The 17,261-nt window shown below is 67.2% G+C and carries 17 protein-coding genes; 7 read left to right on the top strand and 10 right to left on the bottom strand.

The window, feature by feature from the left end:
• Complete coding sequence (gene clpB / locus FHU31_RS04620; protein WP_167156297.1) at positions 1-2,547, bottom strand: ATP-dependent chaperone ClpB; 2,547 nt, start codon at positions 2,545-2,547, stop codon at positions 1-3.
• A 213-nt stretch (positions 2,548-2,760) separates the two neighbouring features.
• Here clpB and FHU31_RS04615 point away from each other — a divergent pair, with 213 nt between their 5' ends.
• Positions 2,761-3,378 (top strand): CYTH domain-containing protein, encoded by a 618-nt coding sequence (locus tag FHU31_RS04615; RefSeq protein ID WP_167156295.1) that lies wholly within the window; start codon positions 2,761-2,763, stop codon positions 3,376-3,378.
• 1 nt (position 3,379) lies between these two features.
• Positions 3,380-3,790, top strand: coding sequence for an Rv0361 family membrane protein (locus FHU31_RS04610; RefSeq protein WP_167156293.1), 411 nt, complete (start codon positions 3,380-3,382; stop codon positions 3,788-3,790).
• A gap of 7 nt (positions 3,791-3,797) precedes the next feature.
• Here FHU31_RS04610 and FHU31_RS04605 read toward each other — a convergent pair whose 3' ends face one another.
• The 6 genes from FHU31_RS04605 to nthB form a co-directional block, all read right to left on the bottom strand.
• Complete coding sequence (locus FHU31_RS04605) at positions 3,798-4,892, bottom strand: substrate-binding domain-containing protein (protein WP_263987866.1); 1,095 nt, start codon at positions 4,890-4,892, stop codon at positions 3,798-3,800.
• 104 nt (positions 4,893-4,996) lie between these two features.
• Complete coding sequence (locus tag FHU31_RS04600; protein WP_167156291.1) at positions 4,997-5,464, bottom strand: MarR family winged helix-turn-helix transcriptional regulator; 468 nt, start codon at positions 5,462-5,464, stop codon at positions 4,997-4,999.
• Between the two features lie 50 nt (positions 5,465-5,514).
• Positions 5,515-6,033: a DUF1097 domain-containing protein gene (locus FHU31_RS04595; RefSeq protein ID WP_167160629.1), complete on the bottom strand. Its 519-nt coding sequence runs from the start codon at positions 6,031-6,033 to the stop codon at positions 5,515-5,517.
• Positions 6,034-6,051: 18 nt separating this feature from the next.
• Positions 6,052-6,456 (bottom strand): nitrile hydratase accessory protein, encoded by a 405-nt coding sequence (locus tag FHU31_RS04590; RefSeq protein WP_167156289.1) that lies wholly within the window; start codon positions 6,454-6,456, stop codon positions 6,052-6,054.
• Positions 6,456-7,052 carry a nitrile hydratase subunit alpha gene (gene nthA, locus FHU31_RS04585; RefSeq protein WP_090358698.1) on the bottom strand — a complete coding sequence of 199 codons (597 nt, stop codon included), beginning with the start codon at positions 7,050-7,052 and terminating at the stop codon, positions 6,456-6,458. Before nthA ends, FHU31_RS04590 begins: the two co-directional genes overlap by 1 nt.
• 18 nt (positions 7,053-7,070) lie before the next feature.
• Entirely contained in the window at positions 7,071-7,763 is a 693-nt protein-coding gene (gene nthB / locus FHU31_RS04580) for a nitrile hydratase subunit beta (RefSeq protein WP_090358696.1), read from the bottom strand.
• Between the two features lie 256 nt (positions 7,764-8,019).
• Here nthB and FHU31_RS04575 point away from each other — a divergent pair, with 256 nt between their 5' ends.
• From FHU31_RS04575 to FHU31_RS04565, 3 genes are read left to right on the top strand one after another with little or no spacing between them, the layout of a single operon-like run.
• A complete protein-coding gene (locus FHU31_RS04575; protein ID WP_090358694.1) occupies positions 8,020-8,250 on the top strand; it encodes a CbtB domain-containing protein in 231 nt (76 codons plus the stop codon).
• A gap of 10 nt (positions 8,251-8,260) precedes the next feature.
• The gene (locus FHU31_RS04570; protein WP_167156287.1) at positions 8,261-9,049 is read left to right on the top strand and encodes a CbtA family protein; all 789 of its coding nucleotides are present in this window, start codon (positions 8,261-8,263) and stop codon (positions 9,047-9,049) included.
• The gene (locus FHU31_RS04565) at positions 9,036-10,049 is read left to right on the top strand and encodes an acetamidase/formamidase family protein (RefSeq protein ID WP_090358690.1); all 1,014 of its coding nucleotides are present in this window, start codon (positions 9,036-9,038) and stop codon (positions 10,047-10,049) included. Before FHU31_RS04570 ends, FHU31_RS04565 begins: the two co-directional genes overlap by 14 nt.
• A gap of 8 nt (positions 10,050-10,057) precedes the next feature.
• On the opposite strand, the gene FHU31_RS04560 is transcribed toward FHU31_RS04565, so the two are convergent.
• The 3 genes from FHU31_RS04560 to FHU31_RS04550 form a co-directional block, all read right to left on the bottom strand.
• Entirely contained in the window at positions 10,058-10,996 is a 939-nt protein-coding gene (locus FHU31_RS04560; protein ID WP_167156285.1) for a glycosyltransferase family A protein, read from the bottom strand.
• Positions 10,997-11,149: 153 nt separating this feature from the next.
• Positions 11,150-12,097 carry a putative antibiotic biosynthesis monooxygenase gene (locus FHU31_RS04555; protein ID WP_167156282.1) on the bottom strand — a complete coding sequence of 316 codons (948 nt, stop codon included), beginning with the start codon at positions 12,095-12,097 and terminating at the stop codon, positions 11,150-11,152.
• 10 nt (positions 12,098-12,107) lie between these two features.
• A complete protein-coding gene (locus tag FHU31_RS04550) occupies positions 12,108-13,511 on the bottom strand; it encodes a guanine deaminase (RefSeq protein ID WP_167156280.1) in 1,404 nt (467 codons plus the stop codon).
• 123 nt (positions 13,512-13,634) lie between these two features.
• On the opposite strand from FHU31_RS04550, the gene FHU31_RS04545 reads away from it, so the two are divergent.
• Positions 13,635-14,447, top strand: a complete 813-nt coding sequence (locus tag FHU31_RS04545) for an FAD binding domain-containing protein (protein WP_167156278.1) — start codon at positions 13,635-13,637, stop codon at positions 14,445-14,447.
• Positions 14,444-17,260 (top strand): molybdopterin-dependent oxidoreductase, encoded by a 2,817-nt coding sequence (locus FHU31_RS04540; RefSeq protein ID WP_167156276.1) that lies wholly within the window; start codon positions 14,444-14,446, stop codon positions 17,258-17,260. Before FHU31_RS04545 ends, FHU31_RS04540 begins: the two co-directional genes overlap by 4 nt.
• Position 17,261: the final 1 nt, after the last annotated feature.

The raw sequence follows: 17,261 nt of genomic DNA, 5'->3' as shown, positions 1-17,261 counted from the left end.
TCAGCCGAGGCTGAGTCCCTCGCCGTCGGCACTCAGGTTGACCGGCACCACGTCGCCGTCGTGCACCTCACCGGCCAGCAGCAGCTTGGCCAGCTGGTCGCCGATGGCCTGCTGGATCAGCCTGCGCAGCGGACGGGCGCCGTAGAGCGGGTCGAACCCGCGCTCGGCCAGCCACTGCTTGGCGGGCAGCGACACCTCGAGGGTGAGCCGGCGCTGCGCCAACCGCTTCTGCAGCTGAGCCAGCTGGATGTCGACGATCGACACCAACTCGTCCGGCCGGAGGCTGTCGAAGACGATCACATCGTCGAGCCGGTTGATGAACTCGGGCTTGAACGCCGAGCGCACCGCCGCCATCACCTGCTCCTCGGTGCCACCGGCGCCGAGATTGCTCGTCAGGATCAGGATCGTGTTGCGGAAGTCGACCGTGCGGCCCTGACCGTCGGTCAGCCGGCCCTCGTCGAGCACGGCGAGCAGCACGTCGAACACGTCCGGATGAGCCTTTTCGACCTCGTCGAACAGCACCACCGAGTACGGCCGGCGACGGACCGCTTCGGTCAGCTGACCGCCCTGGTCGTAGCCGATGTATCCGGGAGGTGCACCGACCAGCCGGGCGACGGAGTGCTTCTCGCCGTACTCACTCATGTCGATGCGGATCATCGCCCGCTCGTCGTCGAACAGGAACTCCGCCAACGCCTTGGCGAGCTCGGTCTTACCGACGCCCGTCGGCCCGAGGAACATGAACGAGCCGGTCGGCCGGTTGGGATCGGCGACCCCGGCGCGAGTCCGGCGCACCGCGTCCGACACCGCCTGCACGGCCTTCGTCTGTCCGACGACCCGCTTGCCCAGCTCGGTTTCCATCCGCAGCAGCTTGGCGGTCTCACCTTCGAGCATCCGCCCCGCCGGGATCCCGGTCCACGCCGACACCACGTCGGCGATGTCATCGGGTCCGACCTCCTCCTTGAGCATCACGTTCTCGCGAGCCTCGGCCACGGGCCGCGCCGCCTCGAGCTTCTTCTCGAGCTCGGGGATCCGGCCGTAGCGCAGCTCGGAGGCCTTGGCGAGATCGCCGTCGCGCTCGGCGCGGTCGGCCTCGCCACGCAACCGGTCCAGCTGTTCGGTGAAGTCGCGGACGATGTCGATGGCGCCCTTCTCGTTCTGCCAGCGGGTCGTCAGCTCGGCGAGCTGTTCCTTCTTATCGGCCAGCTCGGCGCGCAACTTCGCCAACCGGTCGACGGACGCGTCGTCCGTCTCCTTGGCCAGTGCCATCTCCTCGATCTCGAGGCGCCGGACGATGCGCTCCACCTCGTCGACCTCGACGGGGCGGGAGTCGATCTCCATCCGCAGCCGCGACGCGGACTCATCGACCAGGTCGATGGCCTTGTCCGGCAGGAAGCGCGAGGTGATGTAGCGGTCCGACAGCGTGGCCGCGGCGACCAGGGCCGAGTCGGTGATACGGACGCCGTGATGCACCTCGTAGCGATCCTTGAGCCCGCGCAGGATGCCGACGGTGTCCTCCACCGACGGTTCGCCGACGAGCACCTGCTGGAACCGGCGCTCCAGGGCGGCATCCTTCTCGATGTACTTGCGGTACTCGTCGAGCGTGGTCGCGCCGACCAGCCGCAGCTCGCCGCGGGCCAACATGGGCTTGATCATGTTGCCGGCGTCCATCGCCGACTCACCGGTGGCACCGGCGCCGACGATGGTGTGCAACTCGTCGATGAACGTGATGACCTGGCCGGCCGAGTTCTTGATGTCGTCGAGGACGGCCTTGAGCCGTTCCTCGAATTCACCGCGGTACTTGGCACCGGCCACCATCGATCCCAGATCCAGCGAGACGACGGTCTTGTCGCGCAGACTCTCCGGCACGTCGCCGGCGATGATGCGCTGCGCCAGGCCTTCCACGATGGCGGTCTTGCCGACACCGGGTTCACCGATGAGCACCGGGTTGTTCTTGGTGCGCCGGCTCAGCACCTGCACGACCCGGCGAATCTCGTTGTCGCGCCCGATGACCGGGTCGAGCTTGCCCTCGCGGGCGGCCGCGGTCAGGTCGGTGGAGTACTTCTCCAGCGCCTGATACGTGCCCTCGGGGTCGGCACTGGTGACGCGGGCACTGCCGCGCACCTTCACGAACGCCTCACGCAAGGCCTGCGGGGACGCGCCGTGATTGGTGAGCACCTTGGCGACCTCGGACTGGCCGGTGGCCAGGCCGACGAGCAGGTGCTCGGTGGAGACGTATTCGTCGTCCATCTCGGTCGCGAGGTGCTGCGCGGTGGTGATCGCCGAGATCGCCTCCGGTGAAAGCTGCGGTTGCGAGCTGGAACCGCTCGCGCTGGGCAGCCGGCCGATGAGACGCTCGGCCTCGGCGCGGATGGTCGCGGGCTCGACTCCGACCGCTTCGAGCAGCGGCGCGGCGATACCGTCGTTCTGGGTCAGCAGCGCCATCAACAGATGAGCGGGGGTGATCTGCGGGTTGCCTGCGGCGGTGGCCGCCTGCAGCGCCGAGGTCAGTGCCGCCTGGGTCTTCGTGGTCGGATTGAACGAGTCCACGACACCTCTCCTTCTTGGGTGGGACAGCCTTCCAAGGGGCTGCCGAAAATGCTTGTCGCCTTGAACAACGCCGACAATCTTGAGTCTGTTCCGCTCAACTCTAGAGAATTTTGTCGGATTTGTCCGCTGATTCCGGATACCGAATCCACCACATCCCCAATCACGGCATCCGTCATCACGGCATTCGGCCAGGTACCGGTCTAACGTCGGGATATGTCCGGCTACGGTGATTTCGAGTTCGAGCGGAAGTTCGTCGTCCATGAACTGCCCGCCCTCGCCGCCTCGGATCCGAGCCCCGCCCTGATCGTGCAGGCCTATGTGTTCGCCGCCGACGGGTACGCGGTGCGCATCCGGGTCCAGGGTCCGGCCCCCGCCGAGCCGGACCGCACTCCCGGCGAACTGGTGGAGGCGCTGGGCGACGAGTCGATCGGCACCATGACCGCCAAGGGCCCCGCGGCCGGCGGCACCCGCTACGAGGCCGAGCGCGAGCTCGATCCGATGGTCGCGGGACAGATCGTGCGCCGGGCCGCTCATGTGGTCGCCAAGATCCGCTACTCGGTCTGGCTGGGCGAGGACGGCTGGGTGCTCGACCGGTTCCTGGGCACCAACGCCCCACTGGTGCTGGCCGAGGTCGAACGCGGCGGGCCCGTGGTCGACCTGACGATCCCCGAGTTCTGCGCCACCGAGGTGTCCGAGGACGACCGGTTCCGCAACGAGTACCTGGCACACCATCCGTTCAGCGGCTGGGCGGACGCCTACCGGAGCCAGCTCACCCGGCAGGGACCGAGCTTTGTCGACACGTTGGGCCACAACCGATTCGAAGGGACCTGATATGTGGCTGGCCGGCCTTCTCGTTCCTGCACTGATCGGCTCGGCCATCGCGCTGACCGGCTGCACCCGGGAGACGCCGGGTACGGCGATGGCGCCCTCGGGGGTCACCGCGCTGCCCCAATCCGACGAGGACCAGATCACCGACCTGGTCGAGCGCTTCGAGCAGGCCTGGAACGACCGCCGGTTCGGCGCACTGCGCGACCTCATGTGCGCGGAGATGCGCGGTCAGAGCGAGTTCGACGAGGACGCGTTGCAGGAGGCGCGCAGCGGGTCCGGCCTGCTGGACCTTGCGATCACCGAACTGGCGATCACCGGTGACACCGCCGAGGCCGTCATCGAGAACGACGGCGACGACCCCGATGACATCGCGTTCGTGCGTGAGGACGACGAGTGGACGTGGTGTGAGTTCTGAACGTCGCTCACGCCGCCGAGATGCGGGCCCGCACCTCGAACTCCAGATCGATCGCCTCTGCTACGTAGACGTCCTGTGACATCTGGTTCCCGCACATGGTGACCTCGCCACGCGGGCTGATATAGGTCAGGTTCGCCGCGGCTGCGGTCATGGCGGCGATATCGAGCGATCCGGCCCGCGATGCCAGCGCCACGAACAGTGTCAGCGCCTCATAACAGGACTCGCCGATACTGTTCAGCGCGGGCGCGGCCGGCCCGTACCGGCGGTAGTAGTGCGCCGCGAAGTCCATCGACGCGGTGGTGTTGAGGGCTTCGAAATAGCCTGCGGCGGCGAATAATCCGTGGTTGCTGTCGCTACCGCTGGCCATCAGCATGTTCTCCTCGACATGCGGGCTGAGCCTGGGCACCGCGCTGTCGAGTCCGGTCGCGGCGAACTGTCGATTGAACGCGACGCCGTCACCGCCCACCAGTAGTAACAGCACACCGGTGGCCGACGTGAGTTCGACATCGCGGATCGCCGCCGAGAAATCCTGGGTGCCCAGCGGCACGTAGATCTCCGCGACCAACGGCACACCGTTGCCCCTGGCGTGCGAGGCCGCCGCCGCTCCGGTCTGTCGCGGCCAGATGTAGTCGTTGCCGATCACGATCCAGCGGTCGATGCCGTACTCGGCCTTCATCCAGTCCATCGCGGGCAGCAGCTGCCGCGACGGGGTCTCCCCCGTCAGGAACAAGCCGGGGGTGCGTTCACCGCCCTCGTACAGGGGGCCGTACACATAGGGCACCCGACCGGCGGTGACCCTGGCGATCGCCTTGCGCACCGGAGAGATGTGCCAGCCGGTGACCGCGTCGATCGCGCCGTGGTCGATCATCCGGGCGATATCGGCGGCGACGGCGGCCGGGGTGCGACTGCCGTCGACGGGCACCAGGCGGACCTGGCGGCCGAACAGTCCACTGGTGTCGTTGAGATCGCTGATGGCCAGTTCGGCGCACGCCTCGCAGGAGGGCCCGTAGATACCGGCCGACCCGCTGCGCGGGATCACCAGGGCGACGTTGACCGTGGGGGCATCGGATCGGCTCAGCTTCACCGTTGTGTCTCCGTCCACCCGTTGTCCTGGCGTGTCTGGCTATCGTGACGGATCCCGGTTACCTGCGCATTGCGCAACTGTTCGTATCCGGAAAAGTTGCGTCGTGCCCGCGTTCGGCGGTCCTAGAGCGACAGATCGCCGACGCGGGCCAGCGTCTGCAGGAAGTGCACGGCGGCGTCCTCGCCGAGCTCCTCGATGAGCGCACCCTTGACGACGGACTCCTGTTTGGTCAGCCGCCGCACCTTGGTCTTCCCTCTTGCCGAGAGGTAGATCAACACCCGGCGCCGATCGGTCGCATCGACCCGGCGCAGGACGAACCCACCGTCGACGAGCTTGTCCACGATCCGCGTCAGCGTGGGCGGTGGGATCGCCATCGTCGTCGCCATATCGCTCATCGTGAAACCATCGCCGCTGCGCAACGCGCCCAGCACCCGCCAGCCTTCGATACTGCTCACGTCCGCATCCAGCAGACCGCGCAACAACGCATCGGTCCAGCTGCGTTCGGCTCGAAAGAACACTTCCGCAACACTTTCGATGCTGGTGGAGATCTGCACGACGCTCCCGGGGGCTTCGGTGGCAATTGATTTCATCATGAACTATTGCAGATAGAGGGTATCTCAACCGGTGATGCGCCGCAGCCCTAGACGGGCTGCGGCGCTTCACTATTGCGTGCGCCGGCCACCCGCTCGATCACCGCGGCCCCGTACTCGGAGGCCACCCCGAAACAGGCACCGACCAGTGCCGTCACCCCGGCGACCAACGCCGGATGGGACAGACCGACCGACGTGATCCCGTTGCCGGTCGCCGCGATGGTGCCGACCGTCATGGCGAATCCGAACACGATGGCCGGTGTCGCCGATATCCAGCGCAGGCGCGAAACCTGCACCATGGCAAAGCTTCCGATACCGACCGCGATGGACAACCACACCGCACCCGCGGTCCCGCTGACCGCCAGCAGCGTCACCGTGGCGATCACGATGCCGGTCCAGTTACAGGCGACCGACTTGACCAGCCCGGACGGGCCGGACCCGACGAAGAAGAAGGACGCCCAGGCCAGGAACAGCACCCACACGGGGAGATTCCACACCGTCGCCGTCATCAACGTCGACAGCATCCCGAACACGCCGACGCTGATCGACAGCGCCGTGGCTTTCGACATGGTCACGCTGTCTCCCGTTCAGTGGCCGTGGTGGTGGTCATGGCCGTGATCATGGTCATGGTCGTGGTCATGGTCATGGTCATCGTGCGACAGCCGCTGCGCCTCCAGCACCGTCCGCTGCTCGAATGCCTGCGCGTCGAAGAAGTCCTTCTCCGCGGCGAGGCGACAGAAGGCCTCCCCGAACTGCCGGTAATACACTGCGGGATCGCATGTTTCGTCGATTCCCGAATCGTCGATGGCCGCGATCAGATGAGCCTTGAACTCATCCCATTCGAACGCACCCGCCCTGCAGAGATGCACCACGAGCCCGAAAAGCCGCCCCTGCCAAGGCGCATCGAACACCAACTCGCCGTTGGACCGCGGGAGCGCCGCGACACCCTCGGGGTCGTCGAACCCGGCCAGGTCGATCACCGGCGCGCTCATCACGCTGCTCCCGCAGCCGTCACGAGCGCTGTCCCCACCATCGAGTCCCGGCTGATCAGCGGGATCAGTTCGTCGACGGTCAGATCTTCGGTGCCCGCAGGGCGTTGCGGGATCACCAGGTACCGGATCTCGGCACTGCTGTCCCATACGTCGATTGCCACCCCGTCCGGCAGGGTCACCCCGAATTCGGCGAGCACGCTGCGCGGCTCTTTCACCACCCGGGCCCGGTACTGCGGATACTTGAACCACGCCGGCGGGATGCCCAGCAGGGTCCACGGGTAGCACGAGCACAGCGTGCACACGACGACATTGTGCCGCTCCGCGGTGTTCTCCACCGCCACCATGTGTTCGGTCTGCAAGCCGGTGAAGCCCATATCCGCGATCGCCGCGGTGGCATCGTCGAGCAGCCATTGCCGGTACGCCGGGTCGGTCCAGGCCCGGGCCACCACCCTGGCCCCGTTGACCGGGCCCATATCGTTCTCGAACGACGCCACCACGGCGTCGACGGCCTCATGCTCGGCCAAGCCCTTCTCGACCATCAACGACTCCAGCGCGTTGACCCGCGCCTCGACGTCGGACAGTGAAAGCCAATCCATTTCAGTGTTCTCCTTGGTTCAGGCCGGCTCGAGGTAGGTCTCGAACAGGTCGGCGTACAGATCGAATTCCTCGGCGGCTTCCGCACCCCACAACTCCGTGGAGGTGAACCGCACCATGTAGAGCTGGTTGGCCTCGTCGACCTGTCGGTGCGCACTTGCCGCGGGGTCGTGGAACGCGCCGTACTGCTTGACGACGACCCCCTTGGCCTTGGGTAGGTAGCCCGGCAACCGGTTGTGCGTGGCCTCGCGCAGGTTGCGGACCATCACCTCGGCGCCCACCTCGTAGGCGGGCGGCGCCTCCGCGGGCACATCGTGTGGCGTCCCCTTCCACAGCACGTCGATCATCTGTTCGGCGAACGGCGACAACGTGTCCGGCTTCTGCGGGTGCGGCGTCATCGACGGTGCGCCGAGCTCGCGCATCCGGTCGTCGACCTCCTCGTGGGAGATGTAGCCCTTGTCGTTGAGCAGCTTCTCCACGGAGAACAACCAGTGCGCGTAGTACGTCGAATCCAGGTAGTCGCTCCATTTCATGAGCTCGATACCGTGTCGTTGCTCGTCGAGGTTGAACGCACCCTTGGCGATCGCCATCGCGGTGATGGCATGCATCCGGCCCTCGAACGGGTAACGCCAGTCCGGGATGCCGGGTTTGAGGAACTCCGGATCGACGGGGCCGAGGCCCTCGCGACCACCGAGGTCATGTGGACCGTGCATATCGGCACATCTCCCATCATTAGTTCTCGTTCTTAATACTTCCATCTGGAACTATGCTCGCCATCTCCGCAGGTAAGCAAACCGTAAACCCGATGCGTAACAGAGCATTTACAAGAGACCACTTCTCGTTACCTGGAGATTTCCCTCCGTTGATGTCGTGTTGCACCGGTTGACCGGCGGCCCCACATAGGCGTAACTAGTTCATACGCAATATTTGCGTTTTGGAAGTAATTACACAGAACCAGGAGTACTTCAGATGTCCTCAGGCACACCACGGTCCGCAATCGAGCAGGCACCCGCCATCGCCCTACCCGATGCCACCACGGCCGCAACGGCGCTCTGGCTGACCGCCACGACGGCGCTCGCACTGATCGCCTTCTACTTCGTCGGGTTCGACCAGGGTGCGGTATCGGTGTTCGGCGCCGACACCCACGTCCACGAGTTCCTCCACGACGCCCGGCACGTCCTGGGCTTCCCCTGCCACTGAGCGCGCGGACATGAACAAGATCGTCGGCTGCGGGCTGGCTTCCGGGCTCATCGCGGGTCTTGCCACCTTCGCCTACACGAGGTGGCAGATCGCTCCACTGGTCGACCAGGCCGTCGGGTTCGAGGAGGCGCGTTCGCACGCCGAACAGACACTGACCGGTGAGCACGCACATGAGCACGAGGTGTTCACCAGGGTCGTCCAGGAGAACGTCGGAGCGGGCACGGGCATCGTGGCGTACGGCCTGATCGTCGGCGCGCTGTTCGCGGTCGCCTTCTGGATGCTGACCACCTTCCTGGCCCGGCACCGGATCGCCGCCGATCCGCGCTGGGTGTCGATGACACTGGCCGCCGCCGGTTTCGTCGCCGTCACACTCGTCCCGTTCATGGTCTTCCCCGCCAATCCCCCCGGGGTCGGTCACGAGGACTCCGCGGGCGCGCGCACGGCCGGCTATCTGGCAGCCCTGGTGGCGTCGGTGCTGCTGGCCGCGGTGGCGACCGTCGTCGCTGCCAGGCTGATACCGCGGATCGGGCGCTGGTCCTCGGTGATGCTGGCCGGGTGGGGTTATGTGCTGGCGGTCTGCCTGATCACCGCGGCACTGCCGCGGTTCGACGAGGTCCCGACGCCGCTGGTCGACACCTCCGGGGCCGTGGTGTTCCCGGGTTTCCCCGCGGCGCTGCTGGCCGACTTCCGAGCCGACTCGCTCACCGCGGCGGCACTCATGTGGGTGGTGCTCGGCACCGCTTTCTCGATGCTGCTGCATCGCACGTCCGACAGAAAGGTTGCATATGCAGATCGTTGAGTTCACGCCGACCCGGGACCAGTACGTATGGACATTCGGCGGCGCCGAGCCGGCGCTGGAGGTGGCACCGGGCACGGTGCTGCGGCTGTGGACCGAGGATGCCTTCGCGGGCCGGGTCACCTCGCGCGAGGACAAGCCCAGCCAGGTGCTCAATCCCAAGGAGCTCAATCCGCAGACCGGCCCCTTCTATGTGACCGGGGCCGAACCGGGTGACACGCTGGCGCTGCACTTCGTGTCGATCGAACCGGCCAGAGATTGGGCGGCGTCCACCACGATCCCGTTGTTCGGCGCGCTCACGGGCACCGACCGGACCGCCACGCTGCAGGCGCCGCTGCCCGAACTGACGTGGATCTACCAGGTGGATGCGGCTCGCGGCACCGCCACGTTCGTCGCGCACGAGAGCGATTTCACCGTCGACCTGCCGCTGGCCCCGATGCTCGGCACGGTGGGTGTGGCGCCCGCGCTGCGCGAGGTGCGCACCACGCTGGTGCCCGACTACTTCGGCGGGAACATGGACACCCCTGAGCTGCGTGCCGGGACCACCGTCTATCTCGGTGTCAATGTCGAGGGTGCACTGTTCTCGGTCGGTGACGGGCACTACCGCCAGGGCGAGGGCGAGACCTGTGGAACCGCGCTCGAGGGCGCCATGCACGTCACGCTCATCGTGGAGCTCATCAAGGGCGGCGCGCCCGCCTGGCCACGTTTCGAACACGACGACGCCCTGCTGACCGTCGGATCGGCGCGACCGCTGGAGGACGCCTGGCGGTGCAGCCAGGTGGAGATGGTGCGCTGGCTGGCGGACCTGCACGGTATCGGCGAGATCGACGCGTATCAGCTGTGCAGCCAGCTGTGTCTGTCACCGCTGGCCAACGTCGTCGATGTCAACTACAGCGCGGTCACCAAGATCCCGACCGGTCTGTTGCCGGCCGTGAGCCCCTACGGCGGTATGCACCGGCGGCTGCGTGCCGCGGCGGCGACACTGCCGGATCGGTCCGGGTAGTTGGTGGATCAGCGCTCGAGTCGCGCAGGGCGCGACCTCAGATCGAACCTCGGTCGGTCGTCGGTCACCATCGAGAACAACGTGCGCTGCAGATACTTGTAGGCACTCGTGGCGAGCGCCGATGGGGTTTCGAGGACCAACCTGAGCCTGTTCGCCTCGGGCACCGGGGACCCGGTGGGAGGCCGCGAGGGTATGCCGTAGGTCTGTTGCATCGTCGGCGACAGCGTTCTGGCCCACCCGCCCAGCGTGCCGCCGGAGTGGTTCTCACCGGTGTCCACGTGGTGCACCGCGCCCCGGAACCGCAGTGGGGCAAGGGGATAGCCATGTCGCCTCGCCCACTGCACCACCCGCATATGGGACCCGATGATCGTCGCCAGCCGGTCACCGAAGACATCGAGAACCTGCGCTTGACTGAAGGCGACCGACGCATCGGCCGGCACGCCGTACGCGGCGAAGGGCAGGATGTAGGACGAGCCGCATTGGAGATGGAACGCGCGCAGACTGCGGTACACGTTGCGCGCGCGGGAATAGCGCCAGCCGCGCGAGATGTACCACCCCGGCGCGCCGGCATGCGCGGAGGTGAACGCCACGAGATCGCGATGAACGAAATCATCGGCGTCGATGATCATCACGTAATCGGGCGTGAAATCACGGGCGGCGATCAGTCCGATCCCCAGTTTCGTGCCCTTGTCCCACACGACGTCGAGATACGACGTCGCAGCGCCGGGCGCGACCGGTGGCGGAAAATCCACGACGACCGACACGACACGGTCGGGCAGCGGAAAAGACAACGGCACGTTGCCGACGACGATGACGACGTAGTCATCCGACGTCTGCAGCGCAATGGAGTCCAGGGTGTCCTTGAGAAGACGCTCGTTATGCGCGTAGTCCCGCGCAGTGTCCGGATGACGCAGCGAGGTGATGAAAGCCAACAATGCAACCCCCATCGTCCCAAGCCGATGCCCCCGGCTCGGACCCTACAAGACGAATCCGGGGACTGCGACCCCCAGTTTCGGGCGCGGGGCACCAACGGGTTCCAGATCAACCGATCGGACGACACCCGGGTCGGCCGAGGAACCGACCCACCACATCGGTACGGGTCAGTGCGGGTAGTCCCAGAACTGCAGCCAGGTGATACTCGCGAACACCACCAACGTGACGGCGTAGACCCCGAATATCACCACGGTTCCGCGCACGGTGACCGTCCCGCTCCTGCCTTCCACGGGGTCCAGCCAGCGTCGCATCCGCGCGACCGCGAACGGCATCAGCACCCACTGGAGCAGGGACACACTGGCCACCTGGCTGAGCCACATCGCCAGCCAGGGCTCCGCACCGAACCGGTCCAGCACCGGGCCCACGAACCGGGCCAGCAGCATCACCGTCGGGTAGAGCACCATCAGCACGAGCATCGCCGTCTTCCAGCTCGGCGTCATCTCGGTCTCACCGTTCTCGAACCGGACCGTGGTACCCAACGGGGTGGTGTGCGAGAACGTGGAGAAATCGCCGTCCAGCGCCGACCGCAACGACGGCAGCGCGTCCAGGCGCTGCGGTGATTTGAGCCAGCCCGACAGCAGCCTCTCGGTGCGGAACCGGATCAGCGTCATCCACTGCTCCCCCGCGCCGGCCGGGAACACCACGGTGCCCTCATACCCGGAGAACCGTGAGCTCGCCTCCGTCAGATCGCCCTGCGCCGTGATGAAGTCGGTCTCGCGGCCCGCGGACACGCGATGCCGGAACACCGCGATACCCGGCGGGGTGATCTGTCCTTCCACCACCACCAGATCGGAGGAGGCCTGGTGCACACCGCGCAACCGCCCGGCGCGCAGGAGCTCCGCGCGCTGCGCACCGTCCAGCCAGGCATGCAACTGGCCCTCGCCGGCGAAGGTCGCCGAGATCGCCGGTTCCAGGCGCGGGTCGTCATATACCGAAACCACCGCATCGATGAATCCGGGTGCGGTGCGCGCCGCGGCGAGCAGCTCGCCGGCCCAGGTATCGAAGGCCGGCCGGTCGACGGGGCGGTGGAAGATGGTGACAGCGATGGCACTCATGGCATCCTCCCTACGCCGGATTCAACTTCCGGCCCTGCACGTAAACCTGCGCGATCGACGATTCCCGCAGACCCATCAGCAACGCGAAAAGTGTTTGTTCGCACGCCAAATCGGGATCCGCTGAGCGCACCCCGTGGGTCAGCGCCGCGGCCAGCGCCGGGGTCCGGGCCGGGTCGACGACCACGAAGTCGGCCTCCTTGCCGATATCGAAATTGCCGAACCGGCTCTCCATGTCCAGTGCCCTGGCCCCGCCGAGGGTGCCCAGGAACAGCATCTCGGCCGGGTGCAGTGACGTTCCCGCGCTGCCCTCCTCGGAGATGTGCACCTTGAACGCATCGCCCAGCACGCGGGGGATCAGCCATTCGTCGCCGCCGCCGAAATCCGTTCCGGCCGAGAGGTTCACCCCTGCCGCCACGGTACGTCGCCAGGGCATGGTGCCCGACCCGAGGAACAGCTGCGATACCGGGCAGTGCGAGATGGACGTGCCGGTCTCGGCCATCCGGGCCAGCTCCTCGTCGGTGCAGTGCACGCCGTGCGCCAAGATGGTCCGCCGGCCCAACAGGCTCGATCCGCCCACCGCGGATCCCGGCAGGAACTTGCCGTCATAGGTGTCCAGATACGACTTCACCTGGTAGGTCGACTTCGTCACGTCGATCTCTCCGGTACCCGGGCGGTTGTTCTCGTTGAGGTGGGTGTGCACATACACACCCCTGTCGCGGACCGAATCATAGAGTTCGCCAAGGTTTTTCAAGGTCTCGGTGGTGACCGACAGGGAGAACCGCGGCACCACGGCGACGTGCAGCAGGGCCGTGTCCACATCACCGGTGTCGGCGGCGTGCCACTTGTCGATCTCCTCCCGGGTGAGCCGGATGGCGTCGGCCTCCGACGTCAGCAATGGGCCCGCCGATTCCGGGCCGACGGTCTGGATACCGCGACCACTGACGATCCGCAGCCCGCGCCGTCGTGTCTCGGCGAACAGCGCGTCCTGCGCGTGCGGGAACGCCGAGCCGAACACCATGGCCGCCGTCGTACCCGCGGCGATCCGCCGATCGCAGAACTCGACGGCGGCCCGGGTGGCGAAGTCGGGATCGGCGAACCGCGACTCCGACGGGAAGATGCACTGGGTGAGCCATTCCAGTAGCTGCCCGCCGCCGTAGGAGTCTCCGGCGTAGGTCTGCGGGAAGTGGATGTGGGTGTCCACGAAGCCGGGCAGCAGGTACCCGTGCCGGTGATCGTGCACCACCGAGGCCGCGTACTCGGACGGGATATCGGTTCGGCTGCCGCAGAATGCGATCCGGCCGCGGCCGTCGAGTACCAGCGCACCGTCGGGGATCGACGTCAGGGCACCGGGCGCGTCGGTGATCGCTGGGCTGCCCGAGACGTGGAAGATGTGTCCGAAGTGGATTTGACTCACGGTGTCTAGGGGACCACGGCCAACGGCGGATCGCCGGGCAAGTGGGTAAAACCCGTGCCCAGCGGGCCGGCAGGCTTTAATGTCAGCGACACACCAGGGGGCACTCAGCCGAAGGAGCCCGGCTTGGATCTCAACACCGTCACCGAGGTCATCCGGCGACCCACCGAACCTCCCGGCGCACTGTGGCGTCCAGGTGACGCCTGGCTGGCCGGCGGCACGTGGCTGTTCTCCGATCCGCAGCCGAAGCTGCGCCGGCTCATCGATCTGGTCCCGTTGGGCTGGAGCGAACTCGATACGTCGCAGGCCGGGCTGCACATCGGCGCCATGTGCACCATCGGCGGCCTGTACGCGTTCGCCCCACCCGCGCAGTGGCCGGCAGCCCGGCTGATCCCGATCAGTTGCGAGGCCTTTCTGTCCTCGTTCAAGGTCTGGAACGCGGCCACCGTCGGCGGCAACATCTGCATGTCCCTGCCCGCGGGTCCGATGATCACGCTCACCGTGGCACTGGAGGCCGAATACCGCCTCCAGGCCGTCGACGGGACCGAACGCAGTTTTCCCGCAGCCGATTTCGTGACGGGTGACCATCGCAACGTGCTGGCCCCCGGCGAACTGCTGCGCGGTATCGACATTCCCGACCGCGCGCTGCGCAAGCGGGTCGCCTATCGCGTATTCACGCTCACCGCACTGGGCCGCTCCACCGTGTTCCTGGTGGGCACCAAAGGCCGTGACGGCGCGACGCTGATCACCCTCACCGCGGGCACCACTCGCCCGGTTCAACTGGCCTTCGCCGGCGACCCCGACCCGGCGGCGCTGCGGGACCGTATCGACGGACTCCCCGAGGATGTCTGGTTCGACGACGCGAACGGCACCCCCGGCCACCGGCGGCACCTGACCAAGCACTTCGCCGACGAGATCGCCCAGGAGCTGCGCGCATGACCTACACCGTCAACGGCCGATCGTTCGACGCCGCACCGCAACCCGGTCAGTGCCTGCGCACCTTCGTGCGTTCGCTCGGCTGGCACGGGGTGAAAAAGGGTTGCGATGCCGGTGACTGCGGCGCCTGCACGGTGTGGCTGGACGGCAACCCGGTGCACAGTTGTATCACCCCGGCGTTCCGGGCCGACGGTCGTGCGGTCACCACCATCGAAGGGCTGGGCACCCCGGACGATCTACACCCGATGCAGCGCCAGTTCCTCGACGCCCCGGGATTTCAGTGCGGATTCTGCACCGCCGGGATGATCATGACCTCGGCCGCACTCACCGAGGAACAGTGCCAGGATCTGCCCCGCGCGCTGAAGGGGAATCTGTGCCGCTGCACCGGTTACCGGGCCATCGAAGACGCGGTGCACGGGCGGGTGGGAGTCGAGGAGGCCGCACCCGGCGACGCGGTGGGTGCCAGCGTGGGCGCCCCCGCGGGCCGGGACGTGGTGACGGGACGGGCCGAGTTCACCATGGACACCGCCATCGACGGACTGCTGCACCTGAAGGTGCTGCACTCGCCACACGCGCACGCCCGCCTCGTGTCCATCGACACCACCGCCGCGCTGGCGGTACCCGGAGTGCACCGGGTCTACACCTGGAAAGACGTGCCGCGCAAACGGTTCACCACCGCCATCCACACCGATCATCTGGTCGACCCCGATGACACCTACATCCTGGACAACGTGATGCGGTTCGTCGGGCAGCGGGTGGTCGCGGTGCTGGCCGATTCCGTCGCCGCCGCCGAGGAGGGCTGCCGCCGGGTGGCCGTCGAATACGAGGTGCTGCCCGCGGTGTTCGACCCGGAGCAGGCGATGGCGGACGGGGCACCGCAGCTGCACGGCTCCGACGATCCGTTCGTGCGCGACCCGGAGCGCAACGTCCTGCTCGAGCTGCACGGCCAGATCGGCGATGTGGACGCCGGTTTCGCCGAGGCCGACGTGATCCACGAGGCCACCTACTTCTCCCCGCGCGTGGCGCATGTGCACCTGGAGACGCACGGGTCCATCGCCTGGGTCGAGCGCAGCGACGGGGAAGACGTCAGGGGCGAGCGAAGCGACGGGGAAGACCTCAGGGGCGAGCGAAGCGACGGGAAGAACATCAGGGGCGAGCGAAGCGACGGGAAGAACATCAGGCTGGTGGTGCGCACCGCCTCCCAGTCGCCGTCGATCGCGAAGGTGAAACTGTCACACCTGTTCGACCTGCGCCCCGACCAAGTACGGGTGTTCTGCATGCGGGTCGGCGGTGGCTTCGGCGGCAAGCAGGAAGTGATCTCCGAGGATCTGGCCGCGTTGGCCGCGCTCGATACCGGCCGGCCGGTGAGTTTCGAGTACACCCGTGAGGAGGAGTTCACCACCGCCTCCCCCCGGCATCCGATGAAGGTGACGGTGAAACTCGGCGCGAAGGCCGACGGCACCCTGACCGCATTCCAGTTCCGCAACCTGTCCAATACCGGCGCCTACGGCAACCACGGCGGGGAGACGTTGTTCGCCGCGGCCGCCGCCATCGCGTTGTACCGTTGTGCCAACAAGAAATTCGATGCCTACTCGGTGTACACCAACACGGTGCCCAGCGGTGCCCTACGCGGCTACGGTATGACACAGCCGGCGTTCGCCGTGGAGTCCGCGATCCACGAACTGGCCGTGAAGCTGCGCCTCGACCCACTGGAGCTGCGCCGCCGCAACATCGTGCGGCCGGGGGATGCGTTGCTGGCCCTGGACGACCATCCCGACGACGTCGAGTTCACCGAGGACGGCATCGCCGCGTGCATCGACCTGGTGGACGCGGCACTGACCCGCAACGCAGACGGTCCGCCGATGGGCCCGGACTGGCTGGTCGGGGTCGGCACCGCGACATCGCTGCACGAGACCGCCCCGCCCACCGAGCACATCTCGGAGGCCTGGGCCACCTTGGGTGACGACGGCAGCTACCAGATCGCGGTCGGCACCGTCGAATTCGGTGAGGGCACCTCCACCGCGCACGTGCAGATCGCCGCCACCCGGCTGGGCACCACACCGTCGCGCATCCACCTGGTGCAGTCCGATACGGACCGGACCGGCTTCGACACCGGGGCGTTCGCCAGCGCCGGGCTTTTCGTCGCCGGTAACGCGGTGGACCGGGCCGCCCTCGCCCTGCGGGACCGGCTGCGGGGCTTCGCCGCGTCGCATACCGGGGTGCCGGTCGCCGACTGTGTCCTGCTCGACGACGGGGTGGACTGCGCGGGTACCCGGCTGCTCCTGACCGAGATTCTGGCGGCCGGCCGCGAGCGGGGTATCCGGTTCACCGAGGCCCGCAAGGCGTACGGGTCGCCGCGCAGCGTCACGTCCAACACCCACGGGTTCCGCATCGCGGTGCACCGGGTCACCGGGGAGATCCGCATCCTGTACAGCGTGCAGGCCACCGACGCCGGGGTGGTGATCAATCCGGCTCAGGTCCGTGGACAGGTGGAAGGCGGTGTGGCGCAGGGTATCGGCTTCGTGCTGACGGAGAACCACCATGTCGACGCCGACGGTGTGATGACCAATCCGAACCTGCGCAACTACCGCATTCCCACCTATGCCGACGCACCACGCACCGAGGTGCTACTGGTCCCCTCCACCGATTCCGTCGGACCGATGCGGTCCAAGGGGATGGCCGAATGCTGTATCAACCCGGTGGCGCCGGCGCTGGCCAACGCCCTGTACGACGCGACCGGGATACGGTTTCGCGAGCTGCCGTTGACTCCCGAGCGCATCTTCCGGCGGCTCAACGAACCCGTTCCGGTCCCCTGAG

The sequence above is a fragment of the Mycolicibacterium fluoranthenivorans genome (genome assembly GCF_011758805.1).
Lineage (GTDB): Bacteria > Actinomycetota > Actinomycetes > Mycobacteriales > Mycobacteriaceae > Mycobacterium > Mycobacterium fluoranthenivorans.
The sequence above is the reverse complement of the archived record's forward strand: the minus strand, read 5'-3'. Positions and strand labels throughout refer to the sequence as shown.

What these genes read in the sequence shown, in the direction of transcription:
- FHU31_RS04615 (WP_167156295.1), top strand. Translation starts at nt 2,761, where the DNA reads ATGTCCGGCTACGGTGATTTCGAGTTCGAGCGGAAGTTCGTCGTCCAT.
- FHU31_RS04610 (WP_167156293.1), top strand. Translation starts at nt 3,380, where the DNA reads ATGTGGCTGGCCGGCCTTCTCGTTCCTGCACTGATCGGCTCGGCCATC.
- FHU31_RS04600 (WP_167156291.1), bottom strand. Translation starts at nt 5,464, where the DNA reads ATGAAATCAATTGCCACCGAAGCCCCCGGGAGCGTCGTGCAGATCTCC.
- FHU31_RS04595 (WP_167160629.1), bottom strand. Translation starts at nt 6,033, where the DNA reads ATGTCGAAAGCCACGGCGCTGTCGATCAGCGTCGGCGTGTTCGGGATG.
- FHU31_RS04590 (WP_167156289.1), bottom strand. Translation starts at nt 6,456, where the DNA reads ATGAGCGCGCCGGTGATCGACCTGGCCGGGTTCGACGACCCCGAGGGT.
- nthA (WP_090358698.1), bottom strand. Translation starts at nt 7,052, where the DNA reads ATGGATTGGCTTTCACTGTCCGACGTCGAGGCGCGGGTCAACGCGCTG.
- nthB (WP_090358696.1), bottom strand. Translation starts at nt 7,763, where the DNA reads ATGCACGGTCCACATGACCTCGGTGGTCGCGAGGGCCTCGGCCCCGTC.
- FHU31_RS04575 (WP_090358694.1), top strand. Translation starts at nt 8,020, where the DNA reads ATGTCCTCAGGCACACCACGGTCCGCAATCGAGCAGGCACCCGCCATC.
- FHU31_RS04570 (WP_167156287.1), top strand. Translation starts at nt 8,261, where the DNA reads ATGAACAAGATCGTCGGCTGCGGGCTGGCTTCCGGGCTCATCGCGGGT.
- FHU31_RS04565 (WP_090358690.1), top strand. Translation starts at nt 9,036, where the DNA reads ATGCAGATCGTTGAGTTCACGCCGACCCGGGACCAGTACGTATGGACA.
- FHU31_RS04560 (WP_167156285.1), bottom strand. Translation starts at nt 10,996, where the DNA reads ATGGGGGTTGCATTGTTGGCTTTCATCACCTCGCTGCGTCATCCGGAC.
- FHU31_RS04555 (WP_167156282.1), bottom strand. Translation starts at nt 12,097, where the DNA reads ATGAGTGCCATCGCTGTCACCATCTTCCACCGCCCCGTCGACCGGCCG.
- FHU31_RS04540 (WP_167156276.1), top strand. Translation starts at nt 14,444, where the DNA reads ATGACCTACACCGTCAACGGCCGATCGTTCGACGCCGCACCGCAACCC.